At 53.7% G+C, this 12948-nt stretch carries 10 protein-coding genes; 5 read left to right on the forward strand and 5 right to left on the reverse strand.

What is annotated here, in order from left to right; all coding sequences use genetic code 11:
• Positions 1-16 precede the first annotated feature (16 nt).
• The 5 genes from AC5S26_RS06895 to AC5S26_RS06915 all read right to left on the reverse strand — a co-directional run bounded on the left by AC5S26_RS06895 (position 17) and on the right by AC5S26_RS06915 (position 5643).
• A complete protein-coding gene (locus AC5S26_RS06895) occupies positions 17-649 on the reverse strand; it encodes a histidine phosphatase family protein (RefSeq protein WP_494184111.1) in 633 nt (210 codons plus the stop codon).
• The gene (locus tag AC5S26_RS06900) at positions 646-2109 is read right to left on the reverse strand and encodes an FGGY-family carbohydrate kinase (protein ID WP_494184112.1); all 1464 of its coding nucleotides are present in this window, start codon (positions 2107-2109) and stop codon (positions 646-648) included. The genes AC5S26_RS06895 and AC5S26_RS06900 overlap by 4 nt, the downstream gene beginning before the upstream one ends.
• Positions 2106-3587 (reverse strand): FGGY family carbohydrate kinase, encoded by a 1482-nt coding sequence (locus AC5S26_RS06905; protein ID WP_494184113.1) that lies wholly within the window; start codon positions 3585-3587, stop codon positions 2106-2108. The genes AC5S26_RS06900 and AC5S26_RS06905 overlap by 4 nt, the downstream gene beginning before the upstream one ends.
• Position 3588: 1 nt before the next feature.
• Positions 3589-4833: an MFS transporter gene (locus AC5S26_RS06910; RefSeq protein WP_494184114.1), complete on the reverse strand. Its 1245-nt coding sequence runs from the start codon at positions 4831-4833 to the stop codon at positions 3589-3591.
• A gap of 270 nt (positions 4834-5103) precedes the next feature.
• On the reverse strand, positions 5104-5643 hold the full coding sequence (locus tag AC5S26_RS06915) for a cupin domain-containing protein (RefSeq protein ID WP_494184115.1): 540 nt from the start codon (positions 5641-5643) through the stop codon (positions 5104-5106).
• A gap of 515 nt (positions 5644-6158) precedes the next feature.
• Between AC5S26_RS06915 and AC5S26_RS06920 the strand changes: the two genes are divergently transcribed.
• Genes AC5S26_RS06920 through AC5S26_RS06940 form a run of 5 tightly spaced genes read left to right on the forward strand, consistent with a single transcriptional unit; the run spans position 6159 to position 12929 of the window.
• Entirely contained in the window at positions 6159-7685 is a 1527-nt protein-coding gene (locus AC5S26_RS06920) for a B12-binding domain-containing radical SAM protein (protein ID WP_494184116.1), read from the forward strand.
• Positions 7679-9184: a B12-binding domain-containing radical SAM protein gene (locus AC5S26_RS06925; RefSeq protein WP_494184117.1), complete on the forward strand. Its 1506-nt coding sequence runs from the start codon at positions 7679-7681 to the stop codon at positions 9182-9184. Before AC5S26_RS06920 ends, AC5S26_RS06925 begins: the two co-directional genes overlap by 7 nt.
• Before the next feature lie 36 nt (positions 9185-9220).
• Positions 9221-10699, forward strand: coding sequence for a B12-binding domain-containing radical SAM protein (locus AC5S26_RS06930; protein ID WP_494184118.1), 1479 nt, complete (start codon positions 9221-9223; stop codon positions 10697-10699).
• Complete coding sequence (locus tag AC5S26_RS06935) at positions 10699-12108, forward strand: B12-binding domain-containing radical SAM protein (RefSeq protein ID WP_494184119.1); 1410 nt, start codon at positions 10699-10701, stop codon at positions 12106-12108. The genes AC5S26_RS06930 and AC5S26_RS06935 overlap by 1 nt, the downstream gene beginning before the upstream one ends.
• A complete protein-coding gene (locus tag AC5S26_RS06940) occupies positions 12105-12929 on the forward strand; it encodes a class I SAM-dependent methyltransferase (protein ID WP_494184120.1) in 825 nt (274 codons plus the stop codon). The genes AC5S26_RS06935 and AC5S26_RS06940 overlap by 4 nt, the downstream gene beginning before the upstream one ends.
• Positions 12930-12948: the final 19 nt, after the last annotated feature.

Genomic DNA, 12948 nt, shown 5'->3' on the forward strand with positions numbered 1-12948 from the left:
TCGAATGAATCTCCGATCATTGATTTACGTTTTGAGGTATGGAAAGTGGCACATTGAAACAAAGCAGGCTGGAAGCTACACCAGGAGCGAGCTCTATCTCTGTAAGTGAGCAATTATCAAATACAGGAAAGACCGTCCGATAGCGCGAGAGCGAGATTTCGAGCAGACGACAGAGCACCAATCGCAGCAGCGTATTATGGGCTACTATCAACGCACGTCCACCCGAATCGGTGCGCTCGGCAACTTCATAGAGTGCGGCGAGAGCACGCTCGACGGCGTGTATCGGATCTTCTCCCCCGGGAAGAAAGTTTTTCACTGGGTCAACGCGAAACGCCGCGAATTCCTCCGGCATTTGGCGAGACATCTCTGCACTGGTGAGACCCTCTCCCTGTCCGAAGTCTAACTCCACTAGACGCGCATCGGTTTGAAGCGGGAGCCCTAAAGCTTTTGCAATAGGAGACGCTGTATTGCAGGCGCGCGATAACGTCGAACTCCAAACACCAGTAATACTGGCGGTGGCGGTCCAGGTGGCGAGCTGATCCGCTTGCGCGTAGCCCTTCTCGTTCAAGGCAATATCGCTCCGCCCGGCATAGCGATTCTCCTTGTGCCATATTGTTTCTCCGTGGCGGACCAGGACGATTCGACTCATGAGTGCACACCTTGCAATGCGGCTGCTGCAATTGTTTGGGGGAGCCAATTTCGCTGTTGCAACGCTGTTATCAGCGTGACGTATTGTTCTGTGTAGGCAGCGAAGGATTGTTGTGGTTCGATAACGCGATCGATGTGAACCATATTTTGGACAGCATGTGTGAGGGATGAGTTGGATGCCGCGGCCAGTATAGCCATTCCAAAAGCACTCTCGGAAGTCGAAGGGATTGCAAGCGGCCGTTGGAGAACCTCAGCTCGTATCCGATTGAATGCTTCGCTCTTCGTGGCGCCGCCGGAGATGGTGAAGCTTCCATGAGTGGGAGCGCCATGGGCAAGCAGCACATCAAGCGCAAGCCGTTCGACGCATGCAATTCCTTCAAGAATTGCGCGATAGCGTATTGCCTGCGAAGGAGTTTCACCAAGTATAAAGCCCTGCGCTTGAGGGGCCGCAAAAGGGAAGCGCTCGCCCAACCCAAGGAGTGGGTATGTAACTACTCCGGTGGGGCCACGTTGAAGAGCCGCTTCGTTGAGGCGAGGAAGGTCATCAGAATTAAATTCCCTGGCAATAATTCCTGCACCGGTGCTGGACGCTCCACCTGGAAGCCACATGCCGTCAACGGAACGATGAGAGTATATGACACCGAGTGGATCGCGCAGAAGATTGCGCGTGACGCCCTTCATCACCAGCGTCGTGCCAATAACGGAGTTCCAACTCCCAAGAGTGATAGCTCCAGAGGCAATCTGCGCGGCACATCCATCCGTCATGCCGGCATAGATTGGGACCCCGGCTGGAATGCCCGTCTCTTTTTGCGCGCCTATGCTTGTCTCTCCTATAAGAGTTCCGGGGGCGACTACCTCAGGCAAGAGCGAGGAATCAATCTGCAAACCATTCATAACCTCTGTAGGCCATTCATTACGGATCAGGTCATACCCAGTTTTTAAGGCATTGCTCGAATCGGTTGCCAGCATCCGCCCAGCTAAGCGTGCATTGATAAAGTCGTTCTGGTGTAACAGCCTCGTTCCGCGAGATACAAATCCATTTCGAAAGAGCCAAACAATCTTTGGGAGTGCCCACGACGGCTGCATACGATAGCTCATCTCTCGCCAGCGAAAGGACCCAATATGATCCACTTCCACGGCTTCTTCAACTGCACGGCTGTCGTCGTACATTAGTGCTGGTCCGCGAGCATGAAGCCGCGAATCCATGACAACTACGGTGCCTGAGGTTGCATCCACAGCGAGACCGAGAACCGACGCATTATCGAGCTGTCGCATAACGCTTTGGCAGGAGTATGCCGTGGCGTTCCACCACGGCTCTGGGTTCTGTTCATGTCGTCGGCCATTCCTGTTGCTGGTGAGTGGCGTTGACGCCGATGCGGCTACGTGGCCATCTTCCGTTACAGCCATAACGCGGACGCTTTGGGTGCCGAGATCGATCCCCAAGTAGACGGGAGAACTCATTGTGCACCTCTTAGCAGCGACCATTGTCTGCTTGCAGTCTCTCGTAGGGTGAGCCACAGATTGTAACGATTTGAGTAAACGGCATGCATCTCATCGCAAGGCTCGAAAACGCGCGCCTTGCATTCATAGCGGCGTAGACCTGCTGCGATGCTCTCGATCTGACCTGTCACTGTAAGCGCGAACAAAAAGGCTCCTCGTGCGCCGTGTTCGTTGCCCGACGTACGGATGACCTTTACACCAATTACATTTGCCATCATCTGGCACCAGAAGTCATTCCGAGCTCCTCCGCCGGCAACCCTTACCTCGTGCACAGGTTCCTTCGTTGCAGTTCCAAGACATTCTCGAATCACAAACGAGAGACCTTCATATACGGCGTGGGCAATCTGCGATAACGAGGAAAAGAACGAGAGACCATGAAAGCTCCCACTCGCCTGTGGCGCTAGAAAAGGGGAGCGTTCTCCTGCTGAAGATAGGTAGGGAAAAAAGAATGGAACCTGCATGGAAGGCTTTGTTTCCGAAGCGAGTCGTCCCAGTTTTTCGAGATCGCCTTGAGCGAATATCCTGGCTGCCCACTCCTGGGCTTCACATCCTGTGAGAGTAGGCATCGCGCGGAGATAGAGGCCTTTTTCGAGAGCGATGGTTGTTCCTGAAATATGGCCTGTGAGATGTGGGGAAGAAGTGATCATTTCGGCGCATATTGTGGTCCCGAGAATTACGCATGCCTGGCCAGGAAGAGCGGCGCCGCTGCCGAATGCTGTGGTCACAATGTCGTAGGGGGCCATTACAACCGGGATGCCAGCCTGAAGGCCCATTTGCTCCGCGGCGTTCGGTAGAAGAGGAGCTGAAACCTCGTCGTTCCGCGCGATTCGGGGTAATATTTCCGCTATATCTTCAAGCTCGAAGGATTGCATCAATGCGTAGGAATATGTCCTAGCACTTATATCGGAGAATGGATTAGAAGCGTCCGAAAGGTCGGCTGCAATGTGGCCAGTCATGCAAGAGAATATCCAGCCATTGCAGGTCAATATCCACCGTGCACGAGCTATGGACTGCGGCTCATATTTCTGAAGCCAGGAGATGATCGCGTTTGGCAAGCCAGGGTATGAAACCGATCCGCTGATGCGGAAGGCTCTCTCCAATACGTCACGCTCCTGCCACTGCTCTACGATACTGTTAGCTCGACCGTCGTTCCAGAGCACAGCATTTCTTACGGGACTACCAGCAGCGTCAATCATCCAACATCCATCGCCCTGTGCCGTTGAAACAACTCCTTCAATTGATTCACCGCATTGCTCTGTGACTTGGCGCACAGTAGAGACAATGGACCGCCAGACGCTGTCCATGCTCTGTTCAGAATGGTTGGGTCGAGGATTCAGCAATGTTGTCTTTTCACGTGCCAATGCCAACTCTTCGCCATTTCGGCCAAACGCAACGGCTTTGATAACTGTAGTTCCTGCATCAATCGCAATCCATGCCATATCAAACGCCCGCCATTGTGTCTGTTGGATTTCGTAGTGTCCAGGCCAAGCATCCGCTCAAAAGATATAGCAGTGCGAAGATCCACATCAAACCAGCAATACCAACGGGATAAAGAACGAGACGTACAAGTCCCGGGCCCACTAACATCGCCGCGCCTGCTCCGAGGCTAAGTAGCGAAAGAGCCTCGCCGCGGTGATCGGGAGCAAGCATTGGTGTAAGTGCAGAGAGGGGAACATATCCTGCCAGGGTTGCTCCATACAGCATGCCCACTATAAGACTCAACTCGTAATTATGAGTGGTGAGCGGGACGTAATAAAGGGCAAGCGTGCTTATCGTGCAGCCGAGGCCACCGCATAACGCAATTGTCTTTCGCCACCCAAAACGATCGCCGATGAGGCCAAATAACAGGTTCCAAAGAATATTTGAAAGGAAAATCGCACTTAATAATGTAAGAAACTGCGTTTGCGAGAAACCAATAGTGTTTTGGAAGAAGTCTGGCAATATTATGAAGAAGCCAAACTCAGGAGCGGTGTTAATTACCCGCACGATACAGGCAATCCCGGTTTTCGGCTTTCTCCATGCAAGTGATATAGACCGCAGGAGAGCTCCTATTGGCTTTTCTTCTTTTGCTACTAGTCGCGCAGCTCCACGCTTTTCTTTCACCCCTGCTAACAACACCACTCCACCGGTCAAGACCAAAATAGTAGCGAGCCAAAAGGTTTGGTATGCGCCGATGCGTGGAATGGAAAATCTAGCGATCTGAGATCCAAGCGTGGGAAGGCCACCAGTAAATGCAAACCAAAACCAACCCATTGCCGATGCCAGCCGGTATTTAGGAGCTGCTACTGTAATCCAAACCAGAAAGCCAAAGGCAAAGAGAGGATATCCCAGCCCCCGCAATCCATAGGTGATCAGAATTGCGGGATAAGCAACGTGATAGAGCCCTATCTTAAGAAAGAGTACTTGGAAGACCAGCCAGATACCCAGACCAAGAGCGATCACGCGTCGAGGACCCCAAACGTCAGAGAGGGCACCGGAAAACCATCCGGCCAGAGCTGCCATTGCGCCATAAAAAGTTGAGATGGTTGCTACATCATTGAGCGTAAGCCCTCGGCTGACAAGATAGGGAGCCAAATAGCCGGACTCTACGCCATCTCCTACCATAAAGAGCAATAAGCCAACGAATCCCCATATCAAGACGGATGGGATCCCTATTCTGTCCAGGAACGTATCCGTTCTTCTCATCTGCTCGTACCGAAAGAAGGCATTTTTGCTCCCACATCCTTGATATTCCAAACAAAAGGGCCGCCCCATATCTGCGCATCTGCTCGCAGCTTTTTGGGGCGGCCCTCTGGTCTCTGCCGCTAAGATGAAATCTTGCCTTGGGTAAAACCTATATGTCAACTCTAATTCTTCGAATCCGCTTTGAACAAGCTAATTCTCGAAACATCAGAGCGTAGAACTGAAAATGTAAAGTTCTCACAATTGAACCATGCGGCTTGGAAGTAGACCTTGCTAGGCTTCTTTCAAAAGCTCTGTACGATATTTTGGGGCGAGAGTGCGTGCCTTCTCCAGGAATTCGGCCATCTGTTTTTCGTTCAATTTTGGTGGGGGCGTTGTTCGCGTGGCAACCGGTATTCCAACTTCCACGAAGAAGTCTTCCATTCCCGCGGGCGAGCAAATGCAGATCATACGAGCTGGCCTGGAGGAAGCATTTTGGAATTGATGCGGGGCGTTGGATGGAATGTTGACTGTATAGCCTGCCTGAGCGACAGATTTCTGGCCTCGAAAGGTTACAGAGATCTCACCTTCAAGTAGAAGGAAGGTCTCTTCGAAGTCATGGCGATGCGGACCAGGACCGCCCCCTGGAGGAATATGCATGTCGATCACGCAGAAGCGATTGTCGGTGTCTTTTCCGGCAACGGCGATCGTATATGTGTCGCCTACCAGACCTATGTGCAGAACCTCTTCATCCCGATCGGATTGAAAGATGGTTAACCTGCGACTGGGATCGTCGGACGGAATAGGTGGGTACTCCAATGTCTCATTAGGCATGCTGTTTCTCCTCGAGTTGCACTCCGGTCTTCCGAATGATTCATGGGTGAAAATCGGTACACCTTAAAGATATATTTCTCGATGGTACGAGCAGCGTTGAGTTTGAGGCTGAGCGGTTTAGGCCCCCACAGGCGGCCGTTCTGCTGCAAAGTCTTCATAGCTGCGCGGTGAGTGGCCCAATGTCTTGTGAGACTAGCGACCTCTGTCTCGGTAGGCGCAAAGCCCTGGTCGAAGTATCCCTGGAACATCATGCGCAGATCGAAGGCAATCCAGCCGGCTGCTCTTCCTGGTATGAAAGGGATCGCTTTGGCTCTAAACCAGCCCCTTCATTTGACGGCTTTTGCCGGTTCGGAATACAATTCATCCCTCTGTTTAGAGGTTATCGGGCCTCGCAACATGTAGAAAATGCTCGGACAACACGCTAATGCAACAAAGGCATGACAATTTGCTGACATTAGTCTGACAAGCATCTGGGCCCTTTGGCGGCACACTTAGTAGGAGAGAGTGCCGAAACTATGTCCAAATCCCCCAAGACGTCGAAAAAGATAGTCTTCTTTTTCCCTTCGTTTGCGAGTTCAGAGGCGACTGCTCCGCTAGGAATTTTAGCTGTCGCGACGCCACTTATGCGGGCTGGTTACAGCGTCACTCTTATCGATTCGACGATTACACCCGACTATAAGAAGCGTGTCCTCGAAGAGGTACGCGACGCTGTTTGCCTGGGCATCTCGCTTGTTACCGGTCCTATGATCCGCGAGACGGTCGAGATTGCGACCGCTGTCAAGGCTTGGAATCCCGATTTCCCCATCATCCTCGGCGGCTGGCACCCTTCGCTACTACCAGACCAGACGCTTCAGGCTGCGTGCATCGATTATGTTGTTCGCGGGCAGGGTGAGGATGCGCTCCTCGAGCTGGTTCAGCATCTTGAGAGCAAGTCCGCTCCAGACCTTATCGCAGGCATCGGCTTCAAGCGTGACGGCAAGCTGATCTTGAATCCCGAGCGTGCTCTCAGGCCGCTCGTCGATATGCCTCCAAAGGCATATCACATTGCTGACTTCGACGCCTACGAACGTGGCTGCGGCAAGCGATGGGCCATGTACACATCCTCGCTCGCTTGTCCATTCAACTGTGGCTACTGCACCAACGCAGGCGTATATGGCCGCAAGTGGAACGCGCTTCCTCCCGAGCAGTTCGTTGAGGAAACGGTCGATCTCACCCGTCGTTATCGTCTTGAAATGCTTTGGGTGGTCGACGACAATTTCATGGTCGATCTCGATCGAGTTCGCGGTATCGCTGAAGGCCTGGTCAAGGCGGAGTCGCAGTTCAAGTGGAGCGTGCAGGCGACTACCAACATGGTAGCCAGACTCACTCATGAAGACTTGACACTTCTGCGTCGCGCGGGTCTACAGCAGATCTGTCAAGGAGTCGATTCTGGCTCTCCGAAGGTTCTGCAGTTGATGAATAAGACCTTCCAGGATTTCGATCAAATCTATGAGAGCGCCGCGCGGTGCATTGCCGCAAACATCCGTCCGTCTTTTAACATTATCTTTGCCTTCCCGGGTGAAGGGGCCAAGGAGCGCAGGGAAACGATCGAATTCATGATGGACGTCTGTCGTCGTTTTCCCGGCGCGGAGTTCTGGACCAACATCTTTACCCCTTACCCAGGTTCTCCAATCATGAAACGCGCGCAGGAAATGGGCATCGAGGTCCCTACGACCCTCGAAGGTTGGGCAGACTACTTCCCCCGTTACACCACGCTACCGTGGCTCAAGGGTAAAGAGCATACGCGCCTTCAGGTCACCCGAGAGTATCTCCGTATTGCATTCGATCGCATTCCCATCGCTACCGATACACGTGGACCCATCACGCGGATCGCACAAAAAACGATGTCTCTACCGGCTCGCTGGCGCCTCGACCATGATGTCTACAAGTACCCCGTAGAAATCTGGCTTAACAACAAATTGAAAAGGAGAATGGCCAACGCCTATAAACCTGCAGTCGATGCGAAGCGACTTGCAAACACGCCTGCGGAGGCGGCATGCTGAATCGCGGCAAAGTCGTGCTCTTCTATCCACCCTACGATGGGCCGCCTCTAGGTGCGCCTCTCTCGTTACTGGCGCTCGCCGGTACACTGCATGCGGCGAACTTCGAGGTTGTTCTGATAGATGCAGCGATCACGCCCAACTATCTTGAACGCGTTCGCCAGGAGTGTGCCTCCGCGCTCTGCATTGGAATCTCTGTTCTTACCGGCCCAATGATCCGAGGTGCGATTGAGGTGGCCAAGGAGGTTAAAAGATATACGCCCTCTACATGCGTTGTGTTCGGCGGCTGGCACCCGACGCTCTGCCCGGAGTCTACTCTGAGCGAGCCGTACGTGGATGTCGTTGTTCGTGGCCAGGGAGAGATTACGATCGTTGAGCTTACCGCTGCGCTCGCGACGCGGAATCCTCTCGATCTTATCCCTGGTATTTCCTGGAAGAAAGACGGACGGTTGATCAATAACTTCGACCGTAGGGTTCAGCCAGTCGATACCTTCGCCCCTCCTGCTTTTGACCTCATCGACTTTGATGCCTACGAACGGGCCTCTGGAAAACGCGAACTCGCCTATGCCACAAGCATCGGTTGTCCCTATGCCTGCAACTACTGTACCGACATGGTCGTCTACAAGCGTCGCTTTAATGCATATGCCGCAGAACACGTTGTCGAAGAGCTGGTTGGCCTGGTCCGCAAGTATCGCATCACGAATGTCGCTCTGCTGGACTCCAACTTTCCTGTCGATCTGCGACGTGCCATCGCCATCGCGAAGGGAATTTACGACTCCGGAGTAAAGTTCACCTGGACTTTCCAGGCTTCCACGGACTTCATCTGTCGTATGAGCCAGGAGGAGGTACAGCTCTTGGCGGATAGCGGCGTCAGTTACATGGGTTTCGGTACTGAATCTACGTCGAAAAGCGTCCTCAAGATGATGAACAAGCGCCATCAACGCGTTGATGAGATGTACGAGACGGCACGCAAGGCCAGTCTCGCCGGCATCCGCATTACCTTCAATCTAATCCTCGGCTACCCCGGCGAAACCGAGGCCGACCGTCTCATCACCTTTCGCACCATGAGCGACATCGGTCGTCAGTTCTCGAACGTTCGTTTCTCCCCAAACATCTTTACCCCTTATCCCGGCATTCCCATCTGGCCGCAGCTTCGAGAGCTCGGCGTGATCGAGCCTCAGACTCTTGAGGATTGGATGACCATGCCTCTCGGTGCCAATCTTCTTCCCTGGCTCCGTGGCAGTGAACTCGCACGCCTTGATCGTATGCTCGAATATTTTCTCCTGCTGAATCAGGTGCGACGCCTCTCCTCTCAATCCTCTATCCTTCGCCGCCTCACCCGCCTGCTTGTGAGTGAGCCCATACGCTGGCGTATCAACTCCAGCCTTTTTTCCTTTCCTTGGGAGCTCTGGCTTTCGCGGCTCACTGAGCACCTCATCAAGCGCCGTTCCCTCGTTACGGGGCGAGAGTTACCTCCCGTGGAGTCTGCCAATGCATGCTAACTACCCGAAATCGTTCGGCGAGGAGGGAGGCTGCCTGTGATCGACGTCCTTCTCACACACTCTTACCACCTTCCATCCGACGCAAAGCAATGGCGCAAGATGCAGCCCTATCCGCCGCTCGGAACCCTCTATGCTGCAACTGCTCTGCAAGGCGCGGGTCTTTCGGTCGCAGTATTCGACTCGATGTTCTCTGAGCCTATTGTGGGTTTTCAGCAAGCACTTGAGCAGAATAGGCCGAAGCTCGTTGTTATCTATGAGGATGACTTCAACTTCGTCACCAAGATGTGCCTGCTTCACATGCGGGAACTTGCCTGCCGCCTAGCGCAGATTGCACAGCAATATGGCATTCCCGTCATTGCCCATGGCTCCGATGCCACTGACCATCCTGCTGTCTATCTCGATTACGGCATCTCTTATGTGCTAAACGGGGAGGCGGAGCAAACACTCATCGAACTCTGCACCTCGCTGCTTCAGACAGGTCATGCCAAGCCACTGCCCGGCCTCGTTCACTATGATGGCACAGCCCGAACCTTGAGCGTTTCTTCACCCGCACCGAGGAATTTATCCTGGGCCAATCTTCCGGCTCCTATGCGGATGCTTATTGATCTTGAGCCTTACCGTCAAGCATGGACGGAAAAGCACGGTTACTTCTCTATCAATGTCGTCTCTAGCCGAGGATGTCCCTATCAATGCAATTGGTGCGCAAAGCCTATCTCCGGAGATCGCTATCAGCTCCGTGCACCGGAAGACGTGGCGGCAGAGCTGCACTTCGTCAAGAAGACCTATGGCGTAGAGCACGTTTGGTTCAGTGATGATGTCTTTGCCCTTGACCGGCACTGGGTGGATTCATTTGCCTGCTCCGTTGAAGCTCTTGGATCACCTGTACCTTTCAAGATTCAATCACGCGCCGACCTGATGTCTGAGTCAACCGTTATTGCACTTAAACGTGCAGGGTGTGCGGAGGTCTGGCTCGGAGCGGAATCTGGATCACAAAAAATCCTCAACGCCATGAGCAAGGGCCTCAAGGTCTCCGCTATCCATGCTGCGCGTCAACGTCTCGCCGATGCAGGCATTCGGGCCTGCTATTTCCTGCAGTTTGGCTACCCGGGAGAGGAGTGGCCTGAAATCACAGAGACCATACGCCTCGTTCGAGAAACGCAACCCGACGATATCGGGGTCTCCCTCTCATATCCTCTTCCCGGAACAGCATTCTTTGAGCGCGTTCAACAGCAAATGGGCGACAAGCGCAATTGGATTGACAGCGATGATCTCTGCACGATGCATACAGCCGCGTATCGTGATGAATTTTACCTTGCGTTGCGCGATGCGATGCATGCCGAGGTGAACGCAACACGCGCACCCGGTACGACAGAGGAAGGTTGTAAGGCTCTGTGGCAGCGTGTGCACGAGATGGAGCCGAATAGTAGAAATGCGAATGTGCTTCCGTTCGGTACCGCAGAGGAAGCTGCATTTCTTCCGCTTGCGGACTTATTGTTGGGACCGAGGAGGGCTTGATGCCAGATCTGCTCCTGACTCATGGCTATTTCCTTTATGAAGATCCAAAGGAAATGCAGATTATGAAGCCCTATGCTCCATTGGGCATCCTTTACCTCTGTTCTCACTTGCGACAGCAGGGCTTCGACGTTGATGTGTTCGATACCACATTCTCAAGCCGGAGCGCTCTTTTCCACCACCTTCGCACCGAAACGCCGTCCATCCTCGGCATCTATGCGAACCTCATGACCCGTGGCAACGCCATCGAGATCATGTCCGTCGCTCACGAAGCGGGCTGGCAGGTAATCGTCGGTGGCCCGGAGCCCGGAGCCTATGCGCAGGAGTATCTTGAAGCCGGTGCAGATTTCGTGGTATTCGGTGAGGGCGAAGCCACGACTCAGGAGCTACTTACCGCACGCAGGAATCGCGCAGACAAAACGGATCCTGCGTGGCGATCGAAGATCGCTGGGGTAGCTTATCTCGATGAATCGGGACACCTTTGGCAGAATCCACCACGCGCTCAAATTGCCGATCTCGATGCGCAGCCCTGGCCTGCGCGCCGTGCGGTCGACCTTCACCGCTATGTGAACACATGGCGAACCCATCATCAGCAGGGCTCGGTGAATTTCATCACAGCTCGCGGCTGTCCGTACAAATGCCGTTGGTGTAGCCACCAGGTTTACGGACAGACACATCGCCGACGCAACCCGTTCAAAGTAGTCGATGAGGTTGAATGGCTGCTTGAAGAATACAGACCCGATATTGCCTGGGTCTCCGACGATGTCTTCACGATCAACCACGAGTGGATTCGCCAATACGCTGCCGAAATGCGTCGCCGCAATTTGCACGTTCCTTTCGAGTGCATATCGCGTGCCGACCGACTGAATGAAGAGATGCTTGACCTCCTCGCAGAACTTGGTTGCTTCCGTATTTGGATCGGTTCCGAGAGCGGTTCGCAGCGATTACTCGATTCCATGGATCGTGGCGTCAAGGTAGAACAAGTTCAACGCGCTGTCCAGCTGAGCCGTGCGCGCAATATTCAAAGCGGCATGTTCCTGATGTGGGGATATGAGGGCGAGGAGATGGAAGATATTGAAGCAACCATCCAACACGTCCGCACTGCCCAGCCAGATATCTTCTTTACCACCGTTTCGTATCCGATTAAGGGTACACCGTACTACCAGCAGATTCACAGCAAGTTGGTTCAACTCCAGCCTTGGGGACAAAGTTCTGATCGGGAGATCAAAATACGCGGGCGGCACTCGCGCGCCTATTATGCCCATGCTGACAGCTTGCTGCGCAATGAGGTCCAACTTGCCCGTCTGAACAGTGTGGGCACGGGCGATCAAGCGCTCTTAGCCGAACTAAATACCAAGATCAGCATAGCTCGCAGTGGTCTTCTCGCTACGCAGAGCGAGGTCGAAGCATGAGCGCCGCAAATCTCGAACTTGCTGGCGCCGCGGCAGGTGAGGCCTTCGATCGACTCGCAGCTACTTACGATCGTAGTTTTACTGACTCCCTCATTGGGCGTGCGCAGCGGAACGCAGTATGGAAAATTCTCAGCGCCGCATTTCAGCGTGGCGACAATGTACTCGAGCTTAACTGCGGCACCGGCGAAGACGCCTTTTTCCTCTCAAGTCAAGGTGTTTCTGTCTTCTGCTGCGATGCCTCGCACCATATGATCGCGCACGCCGAGCAGCGCCTGGAGAATCATCAGGCGTCGGGGTCCGTCGTCTTTCTCCATCTTCCGACGGAACGTATTGGGGAGTTGCATCCTGTACATCACTTCGACGGTGCTTTCTCCAACTTCTCTGGCCTTAACTGCGTTTCGGATCTTGAATCGGCCGCAACCAACCTTTCCAATTTGGTTAAGACTGGTGGAACTCTCGTCTTCTGCCTCTCCTCACGCTTCGCCCTTATCGAAATCCTTTATCATTGCGCGAAAGGCCAGTGGAAGAAGGGGCTTCGCCGATGCCGCGGCCAAGCCCAGGCAACCCTCAAAGGGGCAGATCTGACCATCTTCTACCCCACTCTTCGGCAACTCCGTAGAAGCTTCTCTCCGCATTTCCGAATTCGCTCGGTGCGAGGCATTGGCGTAGCGATTCCGCCTTCGTATCTCGAATCCTGGGCGTGTGGCCACCCCTTACTGTTTCGCCTGCTATGCCGTCTGGAGCCCATCTTCGCGTGTTTGCCTCTGCTTCGCGTCACCGGAGACCATATGCTCTTGCTCTTTGAGAGAGTATCGCCATGAGTCATTCTTCAGCGCTTCT

The sequence above is a fragment of the Edaphobacter sp. FHG110511_03 genome, from assembly GCF_059115365.1.